At 66.3% G+C, this 26502-nt stretch carries 21 protein-coding genes; 9 read left to right on the top strand and 12 right to left on the bottom strand.

Going from position 1 to position 26502, the window contains the following annotated elements; translation table 11 throughout:
• Position 1: 1 nt before the first annotated feature.
• From ACIA8C_RS20520 to ACIA8C_RS20470, 11 genes are all read right to left on the bottom strand, one after another.
• Complete coding sequence (locus tag ACIA8C_RS20520; RefSeq protein WP_397136877.1) at positions 2–1834, bottom strand: non-ribosomal peptide synthetase; 1833 nt, start codon at positions 1832–1834, stop codon at positions 2–4.
• Positions 1831–2715 (bottom strand): alpha/beta hydrolase, encoded by an 885-nt coding sequence (locus ACIA8C_RS20515; protein WP_397136875.1) that lies wholly within the window; start codon positions 2713–2715, stop codon positions 1831–1833. Before ACIA8C_RS20515 ends, ACIA8C_RS20520 begins: the two co-directional genes overlap by 4 nt.
• Positions 2708–3772 (bottom strand): methyltransferase, encoded by a 1065-nt coding sequence (locus tag ACIA8C_RS20510; RefSeq protein ID WP_397136873.1) that lies wholly within the window; start codon positions 3770–3772, stop codon positions 2708–2710. The genes ACIA8C_RS20515 and ACIA8C_RS20510 overlap by 8 nt, the downstream gene beginning before the upstream one ends.
• Before the next feature lie 46 nt (positions 3773–3818).
• Positions 3819–4619, bottom strand: a complete 801-nt coding sequence (locus tag ACIA8C_RS20505) for a tryptophan 2,3-dioxygenase (protein ID WP_397136871.1) — start codon at positions 4617–4619, stop codon at positions 3819–3821.
• Positions 4616–5857, bottom strand: coding sequence for an aminotransferase class V-fold PLP-dependent enzyme (locus ACIA8C_RS20500; RefSeq protein ID WP_397136869.1), 1242 nt, complete (start codon positions 5855–5857; stop codon positions 4616–4618). Before ACIA8C_RS20500 ends, ACIA8C_RS20505 begins: the two co-directional genes overlap by 4 nt.
• Complete coding sequence (locus tag ACIA8C_RS20495; protein WP_397136867.1) at positions 5854–6687, bottom strand: phenazine biosynthesis protein PhzF; 834 nt, start codon at positions 6685–6687, stop codon at positions 5854–5856. The genes ACIA8C_RS20500 and ACIA8C_RS20495 overlap by 4 nt, the downstream gene beginning before the upstream one ends.
• Positions 6687–7571, bottom strand: a complete 885-nt coding sequence (locus ACIA8C_RS20490) for an LLM class flavin-dependent oxidoreductase (RefSeq protein WP_397136865.1) — start codon at positions 7569–7571, stop codon at positions 6687–6689. The genes ACIA8C_RS20495 and ACIA8C_RS20490 overlap by 1 nt, the downstream gene beginning before the upstream one ends.
• A complete protein-coding gene (locus tag ACIA8C_RS20485; RefSeq protein ID WP_397136863.1) occupies positions 7568–8476 on the bottom strand; it encodes an L-tyrosine 3-hydroxylase in 909 nt (302 codons plus the stop codon). The genes ACIA8C_RS20490 and ACIA8C_RS20485 overlap by 4 nt, the downstream gene beginning before the upstream one ends.
• Positions 8473–8973 carry a VOC family protein gene (locus ACIA8C_RS20480; protein WP_397136861.1) on the bottom strand — a complete coding sequence of 167 codons (501 nt, stop codon included), beginning with the start codon at positions 8971–8973 and terminating at the stop codon, positions 8473–8475. The genes ACIA8C_RS20485 and ACIA8C_RS20480 overlap by 4 nt, the downstream gene beginning before the upstream one ends.
• A 295-nt stretch (positions 8974–9268) precedes the next feature.
• On the bottom strand, positions 9269–10462 hold the full coding sequence (locus ACIA8C_RS20475; RefSeq protein WP_397136859.1) for an MFS transporter: 1194 nt from the start codon (positions 10460–10462) through the stop codon (positions 9269–9271).
• Between the two features lie 8 nt (positions 10463–10470).
• Positions 10471–11220, bottom strand: coding sequence for a VOC family protein (locus ACIA8C_RS20470; protein WP_397136857.1), 750 nt, complete (start codon positions 11218–11220; stop codon positions 10471–10473).
• A 103-nt stretch (positions 11221–11323) separates the two neighbouring features.
• Here ACIA8C_RS20470 and ACIA8C_RS20465 point away from each other — a divergent pair, with 103 nt between their 5' ends.
• The 9 genes from ACIA8C_RS20465 (at position 11324) to ACIA8C_RS20425 (ending at position 24314) form a co-directional block, all read left to right on the top strand.
• Positions 11324–11803, top strand: a complete 480-nt coding sequence (locus ACIA8C_RS20465) for a MarR family winged helix-turn-helix transcriptional regulator (RefSeq protein WP_397136855.1) — start codon at positions 11324–11326, stop codon at positions 11801–11803.
• A 158-nt stretch (positions 11804–11961) separates the two neighbouring features.
• The gene (locus ACIA8C_RS20460; protein ID WP_397136853.1) at positions 11962–13425 is read left to right on the top strand and encodes an FAD-binding protein; all 1464 of its coding nucleotides are present in this window, start codon (positions 11962–11964) and stop codon (positions 13423–13425) included.
• A gap of 14 nt (positions 13426–13439) precedes the next feature.
• Positions 13440–15239 (top strand): gamma-glutamyltransferase family protein, encoded by a 1800-nt coding sequence (locus tag ACIA8C_RS20455; protein ID WP_397136851.1) that lies wholly within the window; start codon positions 13440–13442, stop codon positions 15237–15239.
• Positions 15240–15272: 33 nt separating this feature from the next.
• A complete protein-coding gene (locus ACIA8C_RS20450) occupies positions 15273–16334 on the top strand; it encodes a methyltransferase domain-containing protein (RefSeq protein ID WP_397136849.1) in 1062 nt (353 codons plus the stop codon).
• Complete coding sequence (locus tag ACIA8C_RS20445) at positions 16331–17521, top strand: cytochrome P450 (protein ID WP_397136847.1); 1191 nt, start codon at positions 16331–16333, stop codon at positions 17519–17521. Before ACIA8C_RS20450 ends, ACIA8C_RS20445 begins: the two co-directional genes overlap by 4 nt.
• An 11-nt stretch (positions 17522–17532) precedes the next feature.
• Positions 17533–18588 carry a zinc-dependent alcohol dehydrogenase family protein gene (locus tag ACIA8C_RS20440; RefSeq protein ID WP_397136845.1) on the top strand — a complete coding sequence of 352 codons (1056 nt, stop codon included), beginning with the start codon at positions 17533–17535 and terminating at the stop codon, positions 18586–18588.
• A gap of 18 nt (positions 18589–18606) precedes the next feature.
• On the top strand, positions 18607–20094 hold the full coding sequence (locus ACIA8C_RS20435) for an aldehyde dehydrogenase family protein (RefSeq protein ID WP_397136843.1): 1488 nt from the start codon (positions 18607–18609) through the stop codon (positions 20092–20094).
• A 21-nt stretch (positions 20095–20115) separates the two neighbouring features.
• Positions 20116–21978, top strand: coding sequence for an asparagine synthase (glutamine-hydrolyzing) (asnB, locus tag ACIA8C_RS20430; protein ID WP_397136841.1), 1863 nt, complete (start codon positions 20116–20118; stop codon positions 21976–21978).
• Between the two features lie 44 nt (positions 21979–22022).
• Positions 22023–24314, top strand: a complete 2292-nt coding sequence (locus ACIA8C_RS20425; RefSeq protein WP_397136839.1) for an ATP-binding cassette domain-containing protein — start codon at positions 22023–22025, stop codon at positions 24312–24314.
• 1 nt (position 24315) lies between these two features.
• On the opposite strand, the gene ACIA8C_RS20420 is transcribed toward ACIA8C_RS20425, so the two are convergent.
• Positions 24316–26481, bottom strand: coding sequence for an acyltransferase family protein (locus tag ACIA8C_RS20420; RefSeq protein ID WP_397136837.1), 2166 nt, complete (start codon positions 26479–26481; stop codon positions 24316–24318).
• Positions 26482–26502: the final 21 nt, after the last annotated feature.

Genomic DNA, 26502 nt, shown 5'->3' with positions numbered 1-26502 from the left:
GTCAGCCTCGGGCACGCTTGGTGCGGATCAGGTCGGCGACACCGCGCACGGTGCCTGCGCCGACAATGTCGTCGGGTGCCAGCGCGACGCCCAGCACGTCCTCGAGCCGGGCGCCGAGGTCGATCAATTGCAGTGAGGTGACCCCGCTTTCGATGAGACCGGCGTCCAGGTCGAGCTCGTCGGTTTTGGTGATGTCCGCCAGCGACGAACGAACGACCGCTGCGAGCCGGTCCGGGGTCACGCTGGATGCGGCGCTGTCGCCGACGTCCTCGTCGGCTTCGTCCGCACTGTGTGCCGCGAGCCGCGAGCCGAGCTCCTTTCGATCGATCTTCCCGTTGGCGTTGCGCGGAAACGCGTCGACCACCAACACCATCGACGGAACCATGTAGTCGGGCAGCTGATTTCGCAGATGTTCCAGCAGGTCGGCTTCGGCGATTTCCTTGCCGGTGGTCGGCACACACCACAGCGCGAGCTGATCGGCGGCCCCACCGCTCGGGACCGCCTGCGCGACCGCCTGCTGGACGCCGGGGAACGCCTCGGCCGTCAGCTCGACATGCCTTGGCTCCACCCGGAATCCGCGCACCTTCACCATCTGGTCGGTCCGCCCGGCGAGCACGATCTCCCCGTCGGTGGTCTGCTTGGCCAGATCGCCGGTCCGCAGCAGTCGCTGACCGTCGTGCCGGACGAACTTCCGCTCGGTCTGCTCCGGGTCGCCGAGATATCCGGCGGCTACACCATCGCCCGCGATGCACAGCTCGCCGATGCGGTCGGGCGGACATACTTCCAATGCCTCGTCACGCACGGTCATTTCGACGGTGGGCATGGGTCGGCCCACCGGGATCTCGGCATTGGACAGGTCCGCCGCGGTGATCTTGTGCACCGCGGTCAACGCGGAGTTCTCGGTGCATCCGAAGGCGTTGAACACATCGCCGTCGACAACGGCCAGTGCGCGCTCGAGGTGCGACGCGGAGGGGAAGTCGCCGCTGACGATTACGGTCCTGACGTGCGACAGGTGCTCCGAGTGGTGCTCGACGAGCAGGTTGAACAGGCCGACCGAGAGGTTGAGCACGGTAATCCGCTCGCGGGCAATCAGTCTCGCGAGGTCGCCGAGCGGCGGCATCTCCTGCGGCGCGACCGTGAGGCGGCCGCCACGCAGCAGACAGGTCCAGATATCCGTGGTCGACGCGGCGAACGCCGGCTGCGCGAGCTGCAGGAACCGGTCGTCCGGTCCTGGCGTGAAACCGATCAGCTGCTGGGAAACCCGGGAGATCCCGCGATGGGCGATCACCACACCCTTGGGCACGCCGGTCGAGCCCGACGTGAACAGGATGAACGCCGGCGCGGCCGCGGTCACCGCGGACGGCCCGGATTCCGTGGACAACGATGCCGCGGCCGACAACAATTCACCGATCGGCAAGCACGTCCGCGCCGGAATGCCCGCTGCCGCACCGGTATCGGTCACCGTCAGGGCCGGCTCGGCGACCTGGAACATCCGAGACTTGTGGTCCGCGGGGTGGACAGGATTGAACGGGACCACCACCAGACCGGCCTTGAGAATGCCGAGGAACACCTGATAGGTAGCGAGGCCGCGGTCGAGATGCACCCCGACCCGCGCCCCTGTCGTCAGGCCACGCGCGCTCAGTGACCGCGCGATCTGGCTGCTGAGGTTGTCCAATTCCGCGTAGGTCAGGGTGGTGGTGCCGTCGGAGATCGCCTCGCGGTCGGCATGTTCGCGCGCCGTTCGCACGAAGGCGTCGACGATGGTTTCGGTTGTCGCACCCTCGGCCGGGCCCGCCGTGGCGGACTCGACCGGGGCGGTCAGTGTCTGTTTCATCGCGCTGATGTCACCGTTCCTTCCGGTGTGGATGGGGCTCGGCGGCGCGGCGCCAGGCCGAGGTGCCGCAGGCTGGTCCGGCCGAACGGGGTCGACGGGTCAACCAGGTCCAGCGGCAGGTCGAAGTGGTCGCGCTCAGGCACGATCTGCGCGGTCACCGGGATCGACTGTGCGGAAAGTAATTCCGCGTATGTCTCGTGTTGGCGCAGATAGGTGCGCGTCTCGTGCCTGCCGACGGCGAGCAGGACCGAATCGCACCGGGGCGGCGGCATCCCCAGCGGGCTACACGCGAGAGCGAGCTCGGGCGTGAGCCGGACGGCGTCGTTGACGTAGGTCTGCGGAATCTCGGTGAGGTCGTACAACCCACTCAGCAGGCACGCACTGCGCACCTGTGGCGCGCCGTCGCCGGTGAGCGCCGCGGCGAGCAGATGCGCGCCCGCGCTGCTGCCTGCCACGTGCAACTGCTCCGGGTCGATCCCCAGCATCGGCCCGGTGGTGACGAGCCATTCCAGCGCCCTGGCCACCGAGGCGATCATGCCGGGCACCGTGCGATCCGGGGCGAGCCCGTAACCCACTGCGACATAGGCACATCCGTGCGCCACCGCGTGCTCGGCGGCGAAGCAGGCGTCATCGATGCCGGACTCCTGCCAGTGCCCGCCGTGCACGAACACCAGCGCGGGCGTCTGCGGCCCTCGGGTGCCCTGCGGAACCGCGGGAAACACGTGGCACCGCTCGCCGTGCCCCTCGCCGTACGGCACCGCGATGTGCACGTCGAGCCGGGAGCGAGCGGCGTCGCTGTGCGTCCGGTACCGCCGCAGCGACCGGGCGGTATCGCGCGCGACCGAGCTCGGCGAGTATTCGCGGTCGAGTAGCTTACTCATCGGCCTTACGCCCTTCGATGACGCCGTGCGGCGTCCAGCCCTCGTTGCGGATCCGCTTGATATCGACGAACCCGGCGGCGACGAGCCACTCTTCGTGTTCGCGCCACGGGTAAATCGTGGATTCCTCTGCAGGCAATGTCGCGAAGTACACATTATCCAGAGCGGTATAGAGCGGCCCACGCCCGTCGTCGTCGGCGAACGCGTTGAAGACGATCACCCGGCCGCCCGGCGGCAGCGCCGCGTGCGCCCGTTCGAGCAACGCCTGGTTCTGCTGAGGTGACCAGATCACGAACTGATGGGCGAACAGCGCCATGTCGTATCCACCGGGCAGCGGATCGCCGAACATGTCACCGGCCACCACATCGATCCGGTCGCCGAGTCCGGCGGCCGCGATATTGTCACCGGCCACCTCGACCGCGCCCGCGAGGTCGAACACCGTGATCTTCAAGTGCGGGTGCGCCTGGGCGAGCGCGATCGCGTTGACCGCGTCGCCACCACCGACATCGAGGAGCTTGGTCACGCCGCTGTAGTCCACCTGGTGCAGCAGCACCGGATTGGACAGTTCCGACCAGGAGTGCATGCCGCGGAAGAACAGCGCTTCCAGCTCCGGTGTCTGCTCGAGCCGGGTGTACAGGTCATTGCCCTTGCCCGGCAGGTGTTTCAGGCCGAGGTTCTTCCCGGTCCGCAGCGACTCGGCGTACTCCTTCGCGGGCAGGTAGGACAGCCGCTGCTGGAAGTCGATGATGTTGCGGATGAGCGGCCAGGTGCCGTCGGCCATCGCGTCGTGCAGCATCGCGCTCAGCGTGTACTGCTCCCCCTCGCGGTCGGTCAGGCCGAGCGAGGTGGTGCCGAGCAGCAGCTGGCGCGCGGATTTGGCGGGTAGCCCCAACCCCGCGGCGGCCTGGTCGCTGGTGGACGGGCCGTTCAGGTCGAGGTATTCGAACAGTTGCAATTCCGAGGCAGCACGCAGCTGCTGAAAGGCGGCAAACCCGAACAACACCGGGACAAGCGAGGTGAGGTCGACCGGTTTCGTCAGCTCGGTCTTCAGTTCCGTCATCGTGATTCGTTCCTCCAGCAGGTGTTCTTGATCGGTATCGGCGCGTCTACATCCGGGTGCGGAAGGTCCACAGTTCCGGGAAGAAGCGGTGTTCGTTGATGGCGCGCAGCCACGGTGCTCCGTCGGTGCCCGCGGTGCCGCTCTTGCCGCCGAGCATCCGTTCGACGACCAGCAGGTGGGTGGCCCGCCAGTGCGAGAACTGATAGGCGACTTCTAGCAGGCTCTCCGCCAGCCGGTGCGCGTCGCGATGACGCTCCGGGTACCGGTAGATCTCCAGCCACACGTCTTCGACGAGCGGGTGCGATTCATGTTGCTGTGCAGGCGGTTTCGCGAGGCACTCGGCCGGAACCGAAAATCCTTGCCTGGCAAGGTGTTGCAATACCGCGTCGTACAGCGACGGCTGCTCCAGTTCGGCGCGCAGCAACGGGTGCCCGTCCCGGACCGCCGCCTCTACCTGACGCTCGGGCCGGTTGCCCATCACGAATTCCAAAGCGCGATAGGCGAAGGACTGGGTGCCGGACGCGTCGTTGAGCACATGCCGGAACGCGATGAACTCGTCGACCGACATGCCGTTCATCGACTCCCAGCAGGCCACCAGGACTCGCTGGGTGCGGGTCGCCCGGGCCAGCGCCAGGCAGGTGCCTGCCACGTCGTCGCGTTCCAGCGCGCGGCGGGCGACGTCGAGATCGTCGATCACCGCGCGGAACAGCAACTCCTTCACATGGCTGATCAGGATGAAGTTCAGCTCGCCGCGGGCATCGCTGCGCGGGCGTTGCAGTTCGTGCAGTTCGTCCATATGGGCGTAGGTGACGTACTCGGGAGCGAGATACTCCGGGGCGCTTGTCATGACTTTCCTTCCACGGCGCGGCACAGCACATCGACCGCGCGCGACACCTGCTCGTGCGTCACGTACAGCGGCGCGAAGGCGAAGCGGATCAGGTCGGGTGGCCGTGCGTCGACGAGCACGCCGCTGTCGGCGAGCGCGCTTTCGACCCTGTCCGCCTGGAGAACTCGCAGTGCGAGGTGTCCGCCACGGCGGTCCGCGTCCTCGGGGGACGCGAGCTGAGCCAGCAATTCCGGGCTGCGGTTCGCGAGGCATTCCAGGAAGAACCCGCTGAGTTCCTTTGAGCGCCGGTGCAACTCGTGGATGCCGACCTCGACCAACGGGGCGAGAGCGTGATTCAGGCCGACGAGGCTGAGCAGCGGTGGTGTGCCCGTCCGTGCCCGATCGATGTCGTCGGCGGGTATGAACGTCTGCACCATCGCGAATGGCTTGGCGTGTCCGTGCCAACCCGCGAGCGGGAAGTCCACTGTCGACTGGAGCCGGATGGGGACGTAGGTGAACGCCGGCGCCCCAGGGCCACCGCCGAGATATTTGTACCCGCATCCGACGGCGAGATCGACCGCATTGGCATCGAGATCGACCGGGAGGACACCCGTCGCGTGGCTGAGGTCCCACACTGACAATGCCCCGACAGCGTGGCACAGCGCGGTGATCGGGCGGATCTCGCGCCGCTCCCCCGTGCGGAAATCCACGGGCGCGGCGAGCGCAACGGCCACCTGAGTGCCGTTGTCCCGCAAGTATTCATCGAAGCCGGTACCCGTCTCGACGACCAGCTCACGGTCCAGCAGCTCGGCCACCGAATCCGCGATGTACAGGTCGGTCGGGAACGACTCGGCTTCGATCAGCAGCACAGGGCGGTCCGGACGCAGGCGGCAGGCGGCGGTCAACGCGTTGAACAGGGTCGTCGAGGTCGTCTCCCCGGCGACCAGCACCTGCCCGGGACCCGCGCCGAGCAGGGTGCCCAGCTTGTCGCCCACCGTACGAGGCAGATCCAGCCATCCGTCCTGGAACCAGGCCTGTACCTGTCGAGGCGCCCATTGGCCGGACACGACGCGATCGAGCTCGGCCGCGAGGCCGGCGCGCGGCGGGCCCAGCGAATTGCCGTTGAGGTGAATGGCACCTTCGGTGGCGAACTCCCGCGCGTACTTGGCGAGCGGATCGACGTCGTCGCGACGCCGCGCCTCGTCGACCATGCCGCCCGCGCTCGGCATTGTCACTCCGGCTTCCGGTCGTCTTGTCATGCCTCACTCGCCTTCTGCTCGTCGTCGATTGCGGGAACCCAGACCTGCCCGGTGATCCGCACGCTCGCGGTGCCGTCACGGACGGAACCGGTGCAGCCGAAGACGGATTCGTTGCCGTCTCCCGTCACCTGGCGGACCGTCACGGGCGACCGGCCGTCGGCGGTCAAGCCGAGCCCGGTGAGTCCGAGCGCGGCCGCCGCGGGCAGGCAACCGGCGTCCTCCGGAATGCCGAACCCGGGCGCGAACACTCGGGCAAGCACCTCTTGTCGATCCGGATCCCAGCGGAACGCGGTGAGATCGGTGAGCCCTACTTCCCGCATCCGATCGAGATCCGGAATGGGCAGGGATCGCGGGTCCTCGGTGACGCGCACGAAGTTGAAAGCCCGGCCGACGCCACCTGCGTGCGATATACCCAGGTGCCAGCCGAACAACCCGGGATCGTACGGAATCTGTTCGTGCACAACGGGTCCCTCGAACGGCACCCGCACCGCGGTGCCGTCGGTCCACAGCCATTGGCAGCCGACCTCGGCGGTCCGGCCGAGCTCACCCGGGTCGAGCCGACCGGTGCCGACCAGGCAGGCGGCCACGCCGGCCAGCGAGTGCGTACCGAACGGTGTCTCGCCGTCGGTGTTGAAGATGCGCGAGGCGAAAGTCTTGTCCGCTCGGGAGCATTCGCTCACCAACGCGCTCTCGTCCGAATTGCCTTGGCGCGCATACTCGGCCGCCTCGGCCACCACTGCTTCGTCGCACCGGCCCTCGGGGATGAGCACGTCCAGGGTGCTGCCCCGGCCGGGTGCGGCACCGAACATGTCTACTCGCAATACTCGCATCACTCGCCTCCGAGATGTTTCTCGGCGAAGTCGACGACAACCTGTTCGTCGCCCTGATAGGGCTGGTCGAGGCGCGGCCAGTGCACCACGAGATCGGTGATGCCGATCTCGTCGAGCTCGCAGGCGGCGTCCTCATAGGCGGCCAGCGAGCTGGTGATCCCGCCCGCCGCCGCATCCGCGACGAACAACTTGCCAAGGGTCGCTGGGTCCCGGCCCGCCCGCTCGCACGCGGCGTCGATGCCGCGCACCTGAGCTCGCAACAGCGGGACGACCTCGCGCAGCGGCCGCATGCGGAAGTCGTTGGGCGGCCCGGAAGTTACCCAGTACCGCGCGAATCCGGCGGCCAGCGCCATGCCTCGCGGACCGGTTGCGGCCACGGCGAAGGGTAGGCGCGGGGCGTCGTCGGCGCGCGGATGGAAATCCACGCCCGCCGCGGTGTACCAGCGTGACACCTTTGTCACGGAGCCGCGGACGAGCACGGTATCGAGGAGTTCGACGAACGCCTCGAATCGGTCGGCCCGCTCAGCAGGGCCGAGGTCCGGCCCACCGAGGACGCTTGCGTCGAATCCCGGTGCGCCGGAGCCGAGTCCGCAGATCAACCGGCCGCTCGCGATGTCGTCGACGGTGACGAGTTCCTTGGCGAGCGCGACCGGATGGCGGAAGTTCGGGGTGGCCACGAGCATGCCGAGGCCGATGGAGCTGGTGACGGTGGCGGCGGCCGTGAGGGTCGGAATCGCGCCGTACCACGGGCGATCCGCCAGCCAGCGCCACATCAGGTGGTCGTAGGTCCAGGCGTGCTGGTAGCCGAGCTGTTCGGCGGCCCGCCACCGATCGGCGGCGACCTTCCATTCATGCTCGGGCAGTAGGACTATGCCGTGTTTCATCGGCGCGCCTCCTCGAGTCGCAGGTCCGATACCAGCCGAGCCGCCCGGTCGAGCACGTGCAGGATGTCGCCGACCAGCGGTCGCATCGCCTCGTCGGACTGGGCGGTGACGACCGGGTGATGCCGGCCGTCGACGTTGGGATACAGCCCGTTGTGCGCCAGGTCGGCGGCGAGGTCGGCGATGCGGGAATCGAGCTGCGCCACGAATTCGGCGTGGCTCACCGGGCGCCGGACGGTCAGGAAGAAGTTGTCGTACAGGTCTTCCTTCTCCCGGGAGACGCTCACACCTGGCGCGCCCGCCGACTTCTGCAGCAGCGAATGACCGTCCGGCACAAGATGATCGGCGATGTGGCTGTGTGTCACCTCGTTGCGCGCGACCGCTTCGCCGAGCGCGGCGCACGACGGGTGGTCCTGCCAGGGCATCTTGCCGCGGAAGAGTCGGCGGACCGGTCGATAGTCCGGCGCCCAGGTGCCACTGAATGCGGGGTGCTGCAACGCCATTCGCGCCCGGATGTCCGCGTGATAATGGTCCCTCGGCACGGTGGACGAATAGAGCAGCATCGCGCTGTAACCGTCGATACAGGCCGACAGCAGGTCGAGCTCGCGCTCGCCGGGTCCGTCGCCCTCGTCGTCGGAGTGCTGCCACACGACGTCGCACATGGCCCGCCACAGCAGGAACGAGACCTGGTGGCCCGCGATCCAGCGGTACCAGAACAGCCGCTCCTGCTCGACCGGCCGGGCACCGAAGACGTTGTACTCCAACATTTCCCGCTCCGCGGCCACACTGTCGTCCGACGCCTCCGAGGATTCCTCGAAATCGTCGCCGAGCGGCGGCATGAACAACACATGCGGGTGCAATGGGGGCGGACGACGCCCATTCGACTCATGTCCGTTGCGGCTGCTCACGACCCTGCTCCAGGAAAGTAGATGAACTCCATCTCGAGACCGTTCGGGTCGACGACGTACAGGCTCTGCATGCCGTCGGGGTCGGTCACGATGTCGGACGGTGCCTCGTCCCTTGCCCATGCGATATCGGTCGACGCGCGCGCCTTCAGCCACTGCTCCCGCAGCGCGACAAGGTCTTCCGGTCGGTTCACGGTGATACCGACGTGTTGATATTGGTAGCCGAGCGGGTCCGGGCCGTCTTGGGTGTGCTCGGCCCGGTCGAAGACGTGGAATCGCACGTCCCCCGTTTTCAGCTCAACCAGTTTCTCGATTCCCGGCAGTCGCTCGAGAGTGAGTGGCGAGAAGCTGTTGAGCTTCCATTCCACCGTGGCGCCGAGGAATTCCTGGTACCACCTGATCGTGGAGTCCACGTCGTCGGTCTGAATGGCGAGGTGGTGAAATCTCGGCGCGATGTCAAGCCCGTGCATCGGATGCCTTTCCGTCGCGAATGTGCTCATGGTGGGGGCCCCGCACCGCAGTGGGAGGGGTTGTCCCAGCACCTTCCATAGTCGACGGACGGCGACGTCCGGGGCAATCAAATGAGGTTCAAGAAACTCTTAAATCACTGTCAGACAACAATTGTCGAGGCTTGCCTGAAACCTTTGCCTGCCAGCGGTTTAGCACGTTCTGGACGGGCTACTCCAGCGCACAATGGGATTCGATAGAACGTCCACCGAGGCGTGGCCACGGTGGACATTCGAAATGGACGATTTCGTCCACAAACATATTACGCCGCAGCGCTATCGGCGATCCTCACCCACGCTTCTCGGCGGCCGCGGGCGCCAGCGCGCCAGTGTCCTTAGTGGACGCGTGCGCGCGTTGCAGCAGGTCGGGTAGCAGCGTGAGCAGCCCGCACAGCGCCATTGCCGCGCCGATCCACAGCGGTGCCGCGAGACCGAGGCCGGCGCTGATCCCGATGCCGCCCAGCCACGGACCGATCACGACGCCGATGTTGATGGCGGATCCGTTCACGGTGTTGACCAGCGCACCCTCGTTCGACACCGACATCACCCTGGCCGCCATCGCCGGGTTGAGCGGCAGGCCGACCAGGCCGAGCAGCACGGTGGCGAGGATAGTCGGCGCCTTGTATTCGACACACAGCGCGAAAGCGGTGAGTACCAGCATCAGCGCGATCAGCCCGCCGAACAGGATCGGCCGGGTATAGCGGTCCGCGAACCGGCCGACGACGGCGTTGCCCACCACCGTCGCGATCCCGTACACGGCGAACAGCAGCGGCACCGTCGCAGGCGCGAAGTGTGTCGCGTCGGTGAAAATCGGTGAGAGGTAAGTGAATCCGGCCACGACCGAGCCGATGACGAGGGCGTTGGTCGCGTACGCGCCCCACAGCCGCAGGTTCCGGAAGGCCTGGATCTCCGATCGGAAGTCCATGGTCTGGGTGTTGCCGCCGGACGGAACCAGCAGCACGACCGCCGCGATACACACCACCGCCAACGCGTCGACCAGCCAGAAGCTGGCCCGCCAGCCGAAATGCTGCTCGATGAAAGTGGCCACCGGCAAGCCGACCACCTGGGCGACCATCATGCCGCCGTACAACACCGACATCGCGCGCCCTCGTCGCTCGGCGCCGACGAGTCGCACACAGACCGCGGCGGCGACCCCGAAAAACGCCGAGGCGGCCAGCGCGGTAACGACTCTCGCCACCACCAGCACCCAGTAATCCTGGGCCAGCGCACCGATCGTCTGCCCGACGACGAACACCACGAGCAGCCAGATCAACGACTTCTTCTGCGGCACTTTCGATAAGCCGACGATCAGGACCGGGCCGCCGATGACCATGCCGAAGGCGAAGATCGAGACGAGGTAACCGATGGCGGCGATGGAGACACCCAGGTCACTCGACATGCCGGGAATGAGTCCGGCGACCATGATTTCGGTGGTGTTGAGGCAGAAAACGCCCAGGCCCAACACAAATACGGCAAAAGGCATGACTCCCCTTACGGCTTGGCGAACGCGGTCCACCGGTTGCCGAAGGGGTCGGTGAACTGTCCGATGATCAGGCCGGCCGCGTCGGAGAACGGATCCATCAGGCGTTGTCCGCCTGCCTGTTCGCAGCGCGCGAGCAGGTCGGGGACGTCGGTGACGAGCAGTCCCGGAATCGCGTAATCGGTCGGGCTCGGCATGGCCGACACGTCCATCGTGCCGCCGATCGGCTCCTCGGCCCCGTCGGGGTGGATGCTGTAGTAGACCGCGCCTTCGGCGGCCTCGTCCCGCTGGTATGTCCAGCCGAAGGCCTGTTCGTAGAACTTCCGGGTGGCCGCGAAATCCGTTGTCCCGATTTCGAACCAGGCCGTGCCGTTCGGCACCGGGGCCGAATGTTCTTCGCGCACAGCGGGTTCGAAGAGCCCCAGCTTGTTTCCCTGCACGTCGGTGATCACCGCGTGCTTGTCCCCCGCCGCGGTACGCGCGGGGCTCTCGAAAACCTTGGCGCCCAATGTTTCCAGTCGCGAAATGGTCGCCGCGATATCGTCGCAGACCACGCTGATCCACAGCGCGTCACTGCCGCCGCGACGCAGCGCGCCCATGCTGGCCGACGCGCCAGGGGCGGTGATCGTGTCATAGCCGGGGCCGAACGAGGTGAATTCCCAGTCGAATATGCGCTGGTAGAACTGCCTATCGAGCTCCGGTTCGGTGGCGGCGATTTCAAACCACCCTACGGTCGTCGGGTGAGTACCCGAGGTGCTCATAACCACTCCTCCTGTATGACAGAGTACGAGTTGGTGTAGCAATTGATACCGTAAACTAGTTTCCAGCGGGAAATCAAGTCCACGACCGGGTGAGGAGAGGCCAGTGCCTGTTGACGAAAACGAAAACAGCCAGGTACTCGACTGGCAGGACGGGATAGAGAACGCGCTGGCCCACCTGACCTGCGTGCTGGTGGCGCAACGGACTCGGACGACACCCGAGCGGGTGACCTGGCAACAGTACGACGTGCTCGAAATGTTGCGTCTACGTGGACCGATGACGCCATCATCGCTCAGCGACTCGTTGCGCGTGTCCCGCCCGACGATGTCGAAAGCCCTTCGCGTGCTCAAGGATCAGGACCTCGTCCGGCAGGCGACACTGGGTACCGACCGCCGGGAACAGACGACCTCGCTTACCCCTGCTGGACGCGAATTCCTGGACCGCGCAGCGGAATGCAGACGGGACAACGCCACCATCGCCGAGTCCGTACTCACCCCGGCCGAGCAGTCCGTCTTCGCCGAACTGTGCGGCAAGGTGGCCGCGGCCATCAATTCGGCCGCGCAACCGGCACCGATATCGTCATAACCTGCACCGTTTTACGGTTTCAAGAGCTTTTGACAGTAATTTGAGGATTCTCTGGATGTGCCGGGCATAGCAGTCCGGATATGTTCGATGTAGTGGAAATCGGCCGCGGCCATCGCGCTTGTCGTCGGTCAAAACCATTGCGTCGAAAGGAGTTTGCCGTGCCTGAATTCAGCGCCGGCACTATACAGTCCGCGATCGTAGGTTTCGATCCGCTCGAACGCAGCTGGGTCACCGGCGAGAATGCGGGCCTGTCGTTCGCTACCGCGCCCGCGCTGGAGGGTGAGCTACTCGTCGACGAGCAGTCGCGCCAAGCGGTCGCCACCGATCTGGGCAACATCACCAACCACGTGCCCGCCGCGGTACTGCGGCCACGCTCGGCGAACGACATCGCCGCGATGGTCCGCTTCTGCCGCGCGCACGACGTCAACGTGTCGACCAGAGGCGCCGCGCACACCACCCTCGGCCAGGGCCTCACCGACGGCCTGGTGATCGAGAACAAGTACCTCAACCGTATCCATTCCATCGGCAAGGACGTCGCCGAAGTCGACGCAGGCATCCTGTGGAAGGACCTGATCAACGCCACCTACGCGCAGTCACCGAGGCTGACACCGCCGGCCATCACCGGCTACACCTCGCTGACTGTCGGCGGGACGCTCTCGGTGGGCGGCCTCGGCGGTCTCGTCGGCGCGCTGAACACCGGCCTGCAGGTCGATCACGTGCGTGAGCTCGAGGTCGTGACGGGGACCGGTGCGATCGAGCGCTGCTCGCCCGCGCACAAGCCCGATCTGTTCGAGGCGGTACTCGGCGGGCTCGGCCAGTGCGGCGTCATCACCAAGGCCGTGCTCGACCTCGTTCCCGCCACCGAACGCGCCCGCAGTTACGTGCTCGAGTACACCGACAACGGCGAGTTCTTCCAGGACATGCGCACGCTCATCGAGCGGCCCGCCATCGACCACGTCTATGCCGAGATGTACTCGCCGGAGTCCGCGCCGACCCACCGGCTGTATGCCACAGTCCTTTACGACCCCGCCACGCCGCCGGACGACCAGGTCGCGGCGGCGGGTCTGACCACCGAGCCGCTCATCGACGACACCAGCTACCTGGACTACGTGTACAAGATCGACACGCTTGTCGACGGTATGCGGGCCGAAGTGGGCTGGGATCAGCTCGTCAAGCCCTGGTACGACGTCTGGCTGTCCGGTTCCGTCGTCGAGGAGTATGTCGGCGAGGTGCAGGCACAGCTCACCGCGCGCGACATCGGGCCCTTCGGCATCAGCCTGATCTACCCGCAACGGCGTGCACACATGACCAGGCCGTATCCGCCGGTCCCGGCCGCAAATGGCTCCGATTGGGTCTTCGTTCTCGATATCAACACCGTGGCCGAAACTCCCGGTGTCGATCCGGAATTCATCGAGGAAATGCTCGATCGCAACGATCGGATGTTCGCCCACGCGCGCGAGCAGTACGGCGCCGTGCTCTACCCGATCGGCTCGCTGCGCTTCACCGCGCAGGACTGGCGGGCCCATTACGGCGACAAATGGACGGCGTTGCGCGCCGCGAAAACACGGTACGACCCGAGCGCCATTCTCGCGCCCGGTCTGCAGATATTCCAGGACGAGTGACCGGGAGAACCCCCATGCCTCCATCCAAACCCGAACTGACCGGCACCACCGGTGCCGTAGCCAGCACCCATTGGCTTGCCTCCGCGGCAGGCATGCGCATCCTGGCCAACGGCGGCAACGCCTTTGACGCCGCTCTCGCCGCCGGATTCGTGCTGCAGGTGGTGGAACCGCACTTCAACGGCCTCGGCGGCGACCTGTCCGTGGTGGCACATCGCGCGAAAAGCGCTGACGTACAGCAGATCTGCGGCCAGGGGCCGATGCCACAGGCGATCAGCATCGATACCTTCGCCGATCTCGGACTCAACGGCATCCCCGGCTCCGGCCTGCTGCCCGCCTGCGTGCCCGGCGCGTTCGGCGGCTGGATGCGGCTGCTCGCCGAGTTCGGGACCATGCGCCTCGCCGATGTCCTGCAGCCCGCGATCGGCTACGCGGACAACGGTTTTCCGTTGCTGCCGGAGACCGCGCAGGCCATCGACGTGCTCGCGCCGCTGTTCCGCGAGGAGTGGACCGGGTCGGCTCAGACGTACCTGCAGGGCGGCCTCGCCCCGGCCGCGGGCAGCCGTTTCCGGAATCCCGCGCTCGCCAATACTTACCAGCGGCTGATCAAAGCGGCCGAATCCGCCTCGGCCGACCGGGAGGCCCAGATCCAGGCCGCGCATGATGCCTACTACAAAGGCTTTGTCGCGGAGGAGATCTCGGAGTTCCTCGCGTCCGGGCCGATGCTCGACTCGACCGGCAGGCGACACAGTGGACTGCTGACCGCGGACGATCTCGCGGGGTGGCAGGCGACCGTGGAGACGGCGCCGAGCTACGGCTACGGCCCGTACCAGGTGTTCAAGCCGGGACCGTGGTCGCAGGGTCCGGTGTTCCTGCAGCAGATCGCGCTGCTCGACGGCTTCGATCTGGCGAAGATGGGCCACGGCAGCGCCGACTACCTGCACACCGTGACGGAGTGCACGAAGCTGGCGATGGCCGACCGTGAGGCCTGGTACGGCGATCCCGCCTTCAGCGATGTGCCCTTGGACGCGCTGCTCGCCGCGGACTACAACCGCGAGCGGCGGGCACTTGTCGGTCCGCGTGCCGCGCTTGACCTGCGTCCCGGGGCGCCCGGTGGGCGCACCTCGTTCATTCCAGAACGGTCCACGCCGGACTATCCCGAGGCCGAGACGGAGTGGATGTCCCAGTTGCGCAACGGCTTACCGACGATCCTGCTGGAGACCACCACCAAGGGCGACACCGTCACCGTCACCGCCGTCGACCGGCACGGCAACATGGTCGCCGCGACGCCCAGTGGCGGCTGGCTGAAAAGTTCGCCCGCCATCGCGAGCCTCGGCTTCCCGCTCGGCACCCGCGGACAGTGCGGATACCTCACCCCCGACCACCCGAACTCGCTCGCGGCGGGCAAGCGGCCGCGCACCACGCTCAGCCCGACCGTGGTGCTGCGCGACGGCCGCCCGTACGTCGCCTTCGGCACGCCGGGTGGCGATCGGCAGGACCAGTGGACGTTGCAGTTCTTCCTCAACGTCGTCGACTTCGGGCTCGATTTCCAGACCGCGACCGAAACCACGGCCTTCCACACCGATCAGGTGCCGGCGTCCTTCACACCGCACGCGCATCGTCCCGGCGTGCTGGTGGCCGAGGAGACCTGCGATCCGGCGGTGGTCCAGCAGCTGGAACAACGTGGCCACGAGGTGGAACTGGTCCCCGCCTACTCGCTCGGCCGGGTCTGCGCCGCCGGGTTCACCGAGGACAACGAGTTCGTCCGGGCGGCCGCGAGCCCACGCAAGCGGCACGCCTACGCCGTAGCCGAATAGCGCTGGGCGACAACATTTTCGAAAGGAACAACGATGACGATCACCGAACATCGTCCGGAGATCATCGAACTCACCGATGAGCAGCAACGCCGGGAATGGCAGGCGTTCACGCTGTCCGATCTGCCCGAGATGATCAGCGCGATGCACGCCTGCCACGCGGTGCGGGCGATTGCCGACACCCCGTTGCTGGAGCGGCTCCGCAACGGCCCGCGCAACCCCGCCGACGGCCTGCTGGCCGGGATCGATCCCGACATGGGGCCCGGCTTCCTGCGCTACCTGGTCAATCGCGGCATCCTCGAAACCCGAGGCGAGGAGTACTACCTGACCCGGCTCGGCGAGTTCCTCACCACCGACGTGTCATTGGCCCGCCTCGGCGTCTACGTCGACGCGTATGGCATGGTGACCAGCCGGACCGGCGATCTGCTCACCGGCAAGGCGGTCTACGGCAAGGACGTAGTCCGCGACGGCGGCAAGCTCGGCGCGCACTGCGACACTCTGTTCTCCGCGTTCCACACGCCGACGCTGCTGACCGCCATGCGCGGCCGGAATGTCCAGCGCATCCTCGACATCGGTTGCGGTGGCGGGCAATTGGTGGTGGACGCCTGTCTGCGCGACCCCTCGCTGACCGGCATCGGCTTGGACATCGATGCCGACGCCGTCGCGGTGGCCAACGAGCACGCCCGCACCTCCGGCGTAGCGGACCGGGTCACGTTCGTGGTCGGTGACGCCTTCGCCCCCAAGACCTGGCCGAAGGAATGCTTCGAGGCCGACGGGCTCTGCATGATGAGCGCGCTACACGAGCACTTCCGGCACGGCGAGCAGGCGGTCATCGACCTGTTGAACGAGATCTCCGCGACCTTCCCCGAGCTGAAGATCCTGCTCGTCGGCGAGCCCGAAATCCGTTACGACAGCAGGGAAAACGACGACGACTTCTTCCTGATCCACGTGCTGACCGGGCAGGGCCTGCCCCGCGATCGGGCCGCCTGGTTCGACGTGTTCGAGAAGTCCGAACTGACCTGTCGCCGGATGTACACGCGGCCGGAGGCCGGGCCCCGGTTGTGCTTCTACGATCTGGCCGGAAAGGACCGGTCGTGACCAGCTCGACCAGGACCGCCGCGGTCGAGACCGAGCTCGACCTGTTCTCGACCGAAGCGCTCCTCGACCCGGCCCCCTGCTATCAGACGTTGCGAGACCTCGGCCCCGTCGTGCACATGACCGAACACGATCTCTACGGCCTGTTCCGGTACGACCAGGTGCGCGCGGCGCTTACCGACTGGGCGGGGTTCAGCTCCGCGCAGGGGATCGCGATGAACCCTACGGCCAACGAACTCTCGGACGGTTCGCTGCTCTCGATGGACCCGCCGCGGCACCGCGCGGTGCGCAAGGTCATGGACGACGCTCTGCGGCCGAAATACGTGCGCCAGGTGGCAGGCAACATCGAGCAGCTCGCCGACGATCTCGTGGACGATCTGATGCGGCGCGAAACCTTCGACGGTGTCACCGATTTCGCGGCCAAGCTGCCGGTGGACATCGTGATGGACCTGATCGGCTTCCCCCGCGACGAACAGCGGGACAAGATTCTGGTCTGGGCGCTCGGCGCGTTCAATTACTTCGGGCCGCCCGGTGAGCGGCAGCTGTCGACCTTCCCCGACGTCGAGGCGCTCATGCAGTACCTCGTCACCGACGCGACACCGGACAAACTGCTGCCCGACAGCTTCGGCCAAATCGTTTGGGAGGCAGCGAACCGCGGCGAGATCAGCGAGAACGAAGCGCTGATGACGATGAGCGCCTACGCCTGCGCCGGGCTGGACACCACCATCGCCGGGGTGGCAAGCACCCTCTGGCTGCTGGCCCAGAACCCGGATCAGTGGGCGGCCATCCGGCAGGACCCGAAGCTCGTCCCCGGTGCCTTCCTGGAAGGGGTTCGGCTGGAGACACCGATCCAGCATTTTTCCCGGGTGACCACCGAAGACCGTGACGTCGACGGTGTGACGATTCCCGAAGGTGCCCGGGTCCTGGTCTCCTATGCCGCGGCCAACCGGGATGAACGCCACTATCCAGACCCGGACTGTTTCCTGGCGGACCGAAACCCGGCGGACACAGTCGGTTTCGGCTTCGGCATCCACAACTGCCCCGGACGAACCCTCGCTTCGATGGAGGCGCATGCCTTGTTCGGCGCGCTCGCCAAACGAGCCGCCACGATCGAGCTCACCGGCGACCCCATCCGGGAACCGAACAACATCACCCGGGGACTGGACACGCTCCCCATCCGCATCTGCTGAAAGGGGCGATCATGCGAGCGGCACAGGTTGTCGAGTACGGCGCGCCACTCGAAATGCGCGAAATCCCCGATCCCGCACCGGAACCGGACGGCGTGGTGCTCGAAGTGCTCGCCACCGGCATCTGCCGCAGCGACTGGCACGCGTGGATGGGTGACTGGGGCTGGATGGGTGGACAGGTCGCGTTGCCGCGCACGCTGGGACACGAAATCGTCGGCACGATAACCGCTGTCGGCACCGAGGTGCGCGGCGTGCGCATCGGCGACCGGGTCACCACGCCGTTCCACCTGGCCTGCGGGTCGTGCGCGTACTGCCGTGCGGGACAGGCCAATGTCTGCGACAACATGCAGGTGCTCGGGTTCTGGTGCGACGGCGGCTATGCCCAGTACGTCCAGATCGCGAACGCCGACTTCAACTGCGTGCCGGTACCGGAGGAACTCACGCCGGTCGCGGCCAGCGCGATCGGGTGCCGGTTCATGACCGCCTTCCACGCGGTCACCGAGCAGGGGCAGGTTCGCCCCGGCGAATGGCTGGCGGTGCACGGTGTCGGCGGTGTCGGGCTGGCGGCCGTGCAGATCGCCAGTGCCGCAGGGGCTTGCGTGGTCGCGGTGGATATCGACCCGGCCAAGCTCGCGCTCGCCAAGGAGCAGGGCGCGGCGCACACCGTCGACGCCAGCGTCGAGCAGGACGTGCCCGCGGCGGTGCGGGAAGTCACCGGCGGCGGTGCGCACGTCTCCATCGACGCGCTCGGCACCCGGGCGACGGTGCTGAATTCCGTACGCTCGCTGCGCAAACGCGGCCGTCACGTCCAGGTCGGGCTGACCAGCGCGGCGGACGCCGGTGAGATTGGGCTGCCGATGGACACCATCACCATCGGCGAGCTGACCGTCGTTGGCTCGCACGGCAATCCGCATTCCAGCTATCCGCGACTACTCTCGCTGGTCTCCTCCGGTCGGCTCACCCCGCAAACGCTGGTGCAGCGCACCGTTTCGCTGGACCGAGCCGGGGAAGTCCTCACTGCGATGAGCGATTTCACCACCACCGGCATCACCGTCATCGACCGCTTCTGACGCGGACCGGGAGGACTCGTGGATACCTTGTGCGACACCGTGGGCGTTGCGGCCCGAAACTTCCTGTCCCGCAAGCACCTGCTGTACATCGGCGGTAGGTTCGTCGCCTCGGCGATGGGACGGACATTCACCACCGTCGACCCGTCGACCGGCGGGTACCTGTCCGAGATCGCCTATGCGGGACCGGATGACGTAGCGGCAGCGGTCACCGCGGCGCGCGCCGCGCTCGACGGACCGTGGAGTCGGCTGTCCGCGGCCGATCGCGGCCTGCTCATCGCTCGCCTCGCGGACCTGATCGACAGCAACGGCGACGAGCTTGCCGAGCTCGAGGCCATCGACGGCGGCAAGCCGATCACCATGACCCGCGCGCTCGATGTACCGGCGGCGGCAGCGCAGTTCCGCTACTTCAGCGGCTGGCCCGCACGGATCGACGGCGAGACGATACCGGTCGCGGTGCCGAATACGTTGTGCTACACCAGGAAAGAGCCGGTAGGGGTCTGCGCGCAGATCATCCCGTGGAACTTCTCGTTGCTGATGACGGCGTGGAAGGTCGGGGCGGCGCTGGCCGCCGGATGCACCGTGGTGCTCAAACCCGCGGAGCAGACACCGCTTACCGCATTGCGCTTCGCCGAGCTGGTCGACGAGGCCGGTTTTCCCGCGGGCACCGTCAATGTGCTGACCGGTGATGGCGAGACCGGTGCCGCGCTGGTCGATCACCCGGGCGTCGACAAGATCGTCTTCACCGGCTCGACCCCGGTGGGGCGCGAGATCGGCGCGAAGGCGGGCGCGCAGCTCAAGCGGGTCACGTTGGAGCTCGGCGGGAAGAGCGCGAACATCATTCTGCCGGACGCTGACCTCGACTCCGCGATCGCCGGGAGCTACCAGGGGATCTATTTCAATACCGGTCAGGCATGCAACGCCGCATCAAGGCTGTTCGTGCACCAGAGTGTGTATGACGAGGTCATCGAGGGACTGGCGGCGCGGGCGAAGCGCGCGCAGGTCGGTCCGGCGCTGGATCCGGCGACCGAGTGCGGGCCGGTGGTATCGGCCGAACAGTACCGGCGGGTGCGTGATTACATCCACGACGGGGTTGCCGCCGGTGCGACCTTGACCTCGGGCGATCTCCCCGAGCCGGTTCCGCATGGCGGATACTTCATTCGCCCAACGCTTTTCACCGATGTCGCACCGGACATGCGGATCTGCCGGGAGGAGATCTTCGGACCGGTGCTGGTGGCGGCTCCGTTCGACAGCGTCGACGATGCGGTGCGCATGGCCAATGACACCGACTACGGTCTCGCGGCCGGGGTCTGGACCCAAAACCTCAGCAGCGCACATACTCTCGCCGCTCGCCTGCAGGCGGGCTCGGTGTATCTCAATACCTGGGCGCCTGGCGATCCGGCCGCACCGTTCGGCGGAGTCAAGGCGTCCGGCGTCGGCCGGGAAATGGGGCGCGCCGGACTCGACGCGTATCTCGAACCGAAGACCGTGTGGGCGACCCTCGCGTGAGAACAGCGGAAGGAGAAGACGATGTGTGGAATCGTCGGTTGGCTGGATTTCGATCGTGATCTCACTGCCGAGCACCGAGTTGTCCAGAAGATGGTGGACACCATGGCTTTACGCGGTCCGGACGCCGAAGGGCTGTGGTCGCATCCGCATTGCGCTTTAGGACATCGGCGACTTTCGGTGATCGATATCGAAGGCGGCAAGCAGCCGATGGTCACGCCGGAAACGCTGCCCAACGGAACGCCGCTGGCCGCGATCAGTTACAGCGGTGAGGTGTACAACTTCACCGAGCTTCGCGACGAACTGGAGGCGCACGGTCACCGCTTCATGACCAGGAGCGACACCGAGGTCGTCCTGCGGGCGTATCTGGAGTGGGGCGCGGAATTCGTGCGGCGGCTGAACGGGATGTTCGCGTTCGCGATCTGGGACAGCCGCGTCGAGGAATTGCTGCTGTATCGGGATCGGTTGGGCGTCAAGCCTTTGTTCTACTATCCGACGCCGAATGGGGTGCTCTTCGGGTCCGAGCCGAAGGCGATTCTCGCCCATCCGGAGAGCCGGGCGGTGCTCACCCTGGACGGACTGCGCGACGTGCTGTCGTTTGTTCGGGTGCCCGGGCAGACGCCGTTGCAGGGCATGTACGAGGTGCGTCCCGGGCATGTGGTCCGGGTGCGGAATGGACGGCGGACCGAGGAGAAGTATTGGGAACTGGAATCCCGGCCGCACACCGACGACATTCCCACGAGCGTCGGTAAGGTCCGGGAGTTGCTGGAAGACATTGTCGCCCGGCAGCTGGTCGCCGATGTTCCGCTGTGCACCTTGCTGTCCGGTGGTTTGGATTCCAGCGCGTTGACCGCGCTCGCGCAGCGCAGGCTCGACGCCGATGGAGGCGAACGTATCCGGAGTTTCTCGGTGGATTTCGAGGGGCAGGTGGAGAACTTCGCGCCGGAGCCGCTTCGGGAGGCCCCCGATCAACCGTTCGCGGCGGAATTGGTGCGGCACGTCGGTACCGACCATCAGACCATCTTGTTGAACAACGCGGATCTCGTCGCGCCGAACATCCGGTCGGCGGTGTCGCGGGCCTGGGACCTGCCCTTCGGCGACGGCGATCTCGGTCCGTCGCTCTATCTGTTGTTCCGGGCGGTTCGCGCGCAGTCCACCGTCGCGCTCTCCGGCGAATCCGCGGACGAGGTGTTCGGCGGATACCTGTGGTTCCACGACGAGAAAGCCGTGCAGGCCAATACTTTTCCGTGGCACGCGCTCGGCGAACGCTCGATCACCGAGCAATCGACGGCATTCCTCGATCCCGATCTGACGGTAAAACTGAACCTGCCGGAATACATCGCCGACCAATACCACACAGCGCTGCAAGAGGTTCCGCATCTGGCCGGCGAAACCGGGCACGACCGGCGGATGCGGATCGCGAGCTATCTGAATCTCACCAGGTGGCTACCGGTGATGCTGGATCGCAAGGACCGGTTGAGCATGGCAAGCGGGATCGAGGTTCGGGTGCCGTTCTGCGATCATCGTCTGGTCGAGTATGTGTTCAACGCGCCGTGGTCGATCAAGACCTTCGATGGGCGGGAGAAAAGCCTGTTGCGCGCCGCCACCGCCGATCTACTGCCCGCGTCCATTGTGAAACGCCGCAAGGCGCCCTATCCGTCCACCCAGGATTCCGGATATGACCGGGCGATCAAGCAGATACTGGAGAAGATCGTCGCGGAACCCAGTTCTCCGGCACTACCTTTGTTCGATCTCGACGCGATCGATAAGCATCTCAACGCACCGGTCGACAGCGCGTCATCGATGCAGGAAAGGGGCCTATACAACGAGACCCCGATTCGGCTGGCCGAGTGGCTGGCCGCCTATGACGTGCACGTAATGATATAATTTCCAATTGGAAACTAGTTCTGGTCACGCCGAGGGGAGTGGAAATGTCGGATCGAGTCGGACGGCAAGCGAACGACAGTATTACGCTGCAAGGCGTCCGAGAGCACAACCTGAAGAACGTGTCCCTGGAAATCCCGAAGGGGCGGCTGACCGTCTTCACGGGAGTGTCGGGTTCCGGTAAGTCGTCGTTGGTGTTCGGCACCATCGCGATCGAATCCCAGCGCCAGCTCAACGAGACCTTTCCCTGGTTCATCCGCAACCGGCTGCCGAAGTACGAGCGGCCGCACGCCGAGGGCATGTCCCACCTGTCCACCGCGATCGTGGTGGACCAGCGGCAGATCGGCGGCAGTTCCCGATCGACCGTCGGCACCATGACCGAGATCAATCCCATTCTGCGCGTGTTGTTTTCGCGACACGGTAAGCCCAGCGCCGGCGAGTCGACCATGTACTCGTTCAACGTTCCGCAGGGCATGTGCCCCGAGTGCGAAGGCCTGGGGCGTACCGCGCGACTCGACCTCGATCTGCTGCTCGACCGGAAGAAGTCGCTGAACGAGGGCGCGATCACCTCACCGCTGTTCGCGGTCGGCGGCTATCCGTGGATCACCTACGCGGAGTCCGGGGTGTTCGATCCGGACAAGCCGTTGCAGAAGTTCACCGCCGAGGAATGGGAAAAGCTGCTCCACGGTGGGGGTTTCAAAGTGCGGCGGCCCGGCAAGGACGTGACGCATTCCAACGAGTACGAAGGCATTGTCGTCCGGTTCAATCGCCGGTACCTCAAGAACGGTCTCGATGCGCTGAAGGACAAGGAGCGCAAGGACGTTGAAAAGGTCGTGACGACCGGCACCTGTGAAGTGTGCGGCGGCGGGCGGCTCAACAAGGCCGCGCTCGCCTCGAAGATCAACGGCAAGAACATCGCCGACTACGCGGAACTGGAAGTGAGCGAACTGATCGCCGAGTTGGGGCACATCGATGATCGGGTCGCCAAGCCCGTCGTCGAGGCCGCCGTCACGGCGCTGACCCGTTTGGAGTCGATCGGACTCGGCTACCTCAGTCTCGGCCGCGAGACGTCCACCCTGTCCGGCGGCGAAGGCCAGCGGCTGAAGACGGTGCGTCATCTCGGCAGCAGCCTGAGCGATCTGACCTTCATCTTCGATGAGCCGAGCGTCGGCCTGCATCCGCGAGATGTGCACCGGCTCAACGAACTTCTAGCCCAGCTGCGCGACAACGGCAACACCGTGCTCGTCGTCGAACACAACCCCGACGTGATGGCCGTCGCCGACCGCATCGTCGACATGGGTCCCGGAGCGGGCTCGCACGGCGGCGAGATCGTATTCGAAGGGACGTACCGCCAGCTCCGGAAAGCCGACACGCTCACCGGCCAAAGGTTGCGTCAGCACACCGGTTTGAAGGACGAGGTACGCAAACCCACTGGCACGCTGGACATCACCAAAGCCACGCTGAACAACCTGCACGATGTGTCCGTCAGCATTCCCACCGGCGTGCTGACCGCGGTGACCGGCGTGGCAGGTTCCGGCAAGAGTTCGCTCATCTCAGGGGCTTTCGCCGCCCAGCATCCCGACGCGGTGATGGTTGACCAGTCGGGCATCGGCATCTCCTCGCGATCGACGCCAGCCACCTACGTCGACATCATGGATACCGTCCGCACGTTGTTCGCGAAAGCCAATGACGCCGAGCCCGGTCTGTTCAGCTTCAACTCCACCGGTGCCTGCCCGGCGTGCAAGGGGCGCGGTGTGATCGAGACCGACCTTGCCTATATGGACCCCGTCACGGTGACCTGCGAGGTGTGTGAAGGTAGCCGGTACAACGACGAGGCGCTGCAGAAGACATTGCGTGGCAAGAACATTGCCGAGGTACTCGGACTCACCGTCGAAGACGGTCTCTCCTACTTCACCGAGGAGAAGGTGACCGGGAAGCTCGCGCTGCTCCGCGAGGTCGGCTTGTCGTATCTGACACTGGGCCAGCCGCTTTCCACCCTGTCCGGTGGCGAGCGTCAGCGACTCAAGCTCGCGCTTCGGCTCCAGGACACCGGCACTGTCTTCGTCTTCGACGAGCCGACCACCGGCCTGCACATGGCCGACGTCGACCGCCTACTCACCTTGTTCGATCGCCTCGTCGACGACGGAAACACCGTCATCGTGGTCGAACACGATCTCGAGGTCGTCAAACACGCCGACTGGGTCATCGACCTCGGCCCCGACGCGGGTCGCCACGGCGGCCGAGTCCTCTTCGAGGGCACCCCCGAACGACTCACCTCCGACAAAAAATCCGTAACGGCACAGTATTTGCGCACCGACCTAGAGCGTGCGGATCGCTGACTTACTCGGACGCGTCCAGTGCGCGGTCGGCCAGTGCGGCGACGATCGGGGTGAGGGCTTTCGCGTAGGTGACGGTCAGGTGGTTGTCGTCGCGGTAGATCAGGGTGTTGCGGGTGATGAGTGGGCAGCGGGCGGTGGTGCAGAACAGTTCGGTGAGGTCGGCGTACTGTGCGCCGCCTGCTGTCGCCGCGGCCCGTTCGGCGGTGAGGCCTTCGTCGTGCACGGCGATCTGGCGTGTCGGCGAGCAGGCCAATGCGTCGTCGAGATGGTCGGACAGGCAGGTCGGCGCGGTGGTGTGGGGATCCGGGATCGGGCCGAGGACAAGGACATTCGCGCCCGTCGCGCGTAGCTGGGCCGTCAGGCGGGACAGGCTATCGATCCAGGCCTGGTCGTAGGTGGTGAAGCCGAAGTCGCCGCCGTATCGGCGGGACATACTCAGCACGATCAACCGCGGGTGCTCGGCTAGCAGGCGGGTCAGGATCTGGTGGCGCCACTGCACGCATTCGGTGTAGTCCCGGCCGAGATAGGGGCTGGTGATCGGCAGTTCCATCAGCGGGCAGGTGACCTTGCTCATCGTCTCCAGTCGCCAATGCCGTTGCTCGGCAACCTGTTCGAACGCGGGGCTCCACATCGCGGCATGCGAATCGCCGACCAGGGCGACCCTGGTTGTCGAATCCGGATCGCCCGAAACACATTCGGGCTGCCCGACCTCGAGCCACGAACGCACGCAGCCGTTTCCGAATACCGCCGCCTTGTCGGCCGGTGCGTCGGCGAGTGCCGGAGAGAGATTCGAGGGGACGGCCTGCTGTTCGGCCGATGCCACCACGGCAGCCTGTACCTGCGCGGTCAGCTGTTGGACCGCCGCATCGTGCGGATCGACGGCCGCCGCCGACGGTGCCACGAGTGCCACGCTGAGCGCTTCAGCGGCCGCCCCATGGCCGACCGGGGCGGGCACGTACACGAGCAACGCCACCGCGACCCCGACAGCCACCCCGGTGACGGCACCACCGCTGGTGAGACTCAGCACCGGCGAACGCCGCAGCGGTGCGGCGAATCGGATCGGGTCCTCGATGAACCACAGCGTGAGCATCGCAAGACCACCGGCCGAGACCACCGCGCCCACCGCACCGACCTGATCGAGGCCATGACCAAGCAACCGCGGTGCGAGCAGCAACACCGGCCAATGCCAGAGATACCAGGAGTACGAAAGACGACCGAGCGACCGCAGCGGACCCACCGACAGTGCCCGACCGACTCCCCACCGAGTCACCCCACAGCCCGCGACAATGACCAGCGTCGCGCCGAGGACGGGGAGCAGCGCCGCCGTTCCGGGATACGGTGTCAGCCCGTCCAATCGAGTACAGGCATACACGATCAACCCCAGCCCCGACCACCCCGCGACAGTAGCCAGCGCTTCCGGCAATCGCCGCCACACGGGAATCGAGAGCGCCACAACTCCCCCGAGCGCCAGCTCCCACGCCCGCGCAGGCAGCGCGAAGAACGCCCACGGCGGCAACGTGCGCGTCCAATTCAGCGACACCGAGAACGAAACCACGGCAACCACCGCGAGAACAATCAGATACGGAACCGGCGAGGCAGCAACCCCCGCCCGCCGCCGGCGATGCGCGAACCAGGCCACACCGATGATCAACGCGGGCCACAACAGATAGAACTGCTCCTCCACTCCCAGCGACCAATAATGCTGAAACGGCGAGGGCGGCGCATCAGCCGCAAGATAATCCGTCCCATTCAGCGCCAGCCGATAATTCCCCGCATACAACGCACTGGCGATCCCATCCCCGAGCACAGCTCGAGCCTGCAACGGCGGCAACAACATCGCCGCCCCCACCGCGGTAGCGACCAACACGATCCCCGCCGCGGGCAACAACCGCCGCGCCCGCCCACCATAAAACCGCGCAAGCCGGACCGTCCCGGTAGCCGCCACCTCCCGCCACAACATCCCGGTAATAAGAAACCCAGAAATCACAAAGAAAACATCAACCCCGACAAACCCACCCCCCACCCCCCAAACCCCCGCATGAAACACCACCACCGCCAACACCGCAACCGCCCGCAACCCCTCAACGTCCGGCCGAAACCCCGCCCCCGCCCGTTCACCCGCATCCCCCGACCGAACGATCAACTCACTGGAGGCAGTCCCTATCATGGGACGCATTCTTACCAACTC

The sequence above is a fragment of the Nocardia sp. NPDC051321 genome, from assembly GCF_044455225.1.
GTDB lineage: Bacteria > Actinomycetota > Actinomycetes > Mycobacteriales > Mycobacteriaceae > Nocardia.
This window is presented reverse-complemented; position numbering and strand designations above follow the sequence as displayed.

Bases quoted from the DNA above. Each gene is read 5' to 3' on its own strand.
- ACIA8C_RS20420 (WP_397136837.1), bottom strand. From the start codon at position 26,481: ATGATAGGGACTGCCTCCAGTGAGTTGATCGTTCGGTCGGGGGATGCG.
- ACIA8C_RS20520 (WP_397136877.1), bottom strand. From the start codon at position 1,834: ATGAAACAGACACTGACCGCCCCGGTCGAGTCCGCCACGGCGGGCCCG.
- ACIA8C_RS20450 (WP_397136849.1), top strand. From the start codon at position 15,273: ATGACGATCACCGAACATCGTCCGGAGATCATCGAACTCACCGATGAG.
- ACIA8C_RS20495 (WP_397136867.1), bottom strand. From the start codon at position 6,687: ATGCGAGTATTGCGAGTAGACATGTTCGGTGCCGCACCCGGCCGGGGC.
- ACIA8C_RS20470 (WP_397136857.1), bottom strand. From the start codon at position 11,220: ATGAGCACCTCGGGTACTCACCCGACGACCGTAGGGTGGTTTGAAATC.
- asnB (WP_397136841.1), top strand. From the start codon at position 20,116: ATGTGTGGAATCGTCGGTTGGCTGGATTTCGATCGTGATCTCACTGCC.
- ACIA8C_RS20500 (WP_397136869.1), bottom strand. From the start codon at position 5,857: ATGACAAGACGACCGGAAGCCGGAGTGACAATGCCGAGCGCGGGCGGC.
- ACIA8C_RS20515 (WP_397136875.1), bottom strand. From the start codon at position 2,715: ATGAGTAAGCTACTCGACCGCGAATACTCGCCGAGCTCGGTCGCGCGC.
- ACIA8C_RS20480 (WP_397136861.1), bottom strand. From the start codon at position 8,973: ATGAGCACATTCGCGACGGAAAGGCATCCGATGCACGGGCTTGACATC.
- ACIA8C_RS20490 (WP_397136865.1), bottom strand. From the start codon at position 7,571: ATGAAACACGGCATAGTCCTACTGCCCGAGCATGAATGGAAGGTCGCC.
- ACIA8C_RS20455 (WP_397136851.1), top strand. From the start codon at position 13,440: ATGCCTCCATCCAAACCCGAACTGACCGGCACCACCGGTGCCGTAGCC.
- ACIA8C_RS20505 (WP_397136871.1), bottom strand. From the start codon at position 4,619: ATGACAAGCGCCCCGGAGTATCTCGCTCCCGAGTACGTCACCTACGCC.
- ACIA8C_RS20510 (WP_397136873.1), bottom strand. From the start codon at position 3,772: ATGACGGAACTGAAGACCGAGCTGACGAAACCGGTCGACCTCACCTCG.
- ACIA8C_RS20475 (WP_397136859.1), bottom strand. From the start codon at position 10,462: ATGCCTTTTGCCGTATTTGTGTTGGGCCTGGGCGTTTTCTGCCTCAAC.
- ACIA8C_RS20440 (WP_397136845.1), top strand. From the start codon at position 17,533: ATGCGAGCGGCACAGGTTGTCGAGTACGGCGCGCCACTCGAAATGCGC.
- ACIA8C_RS20425 (WP_397136839.1), top strand. From the start codon at position 22,023: ATGTCGGATCGAGTCGGACGGCAAGCGAACGACAGTATTACGCTGCAA.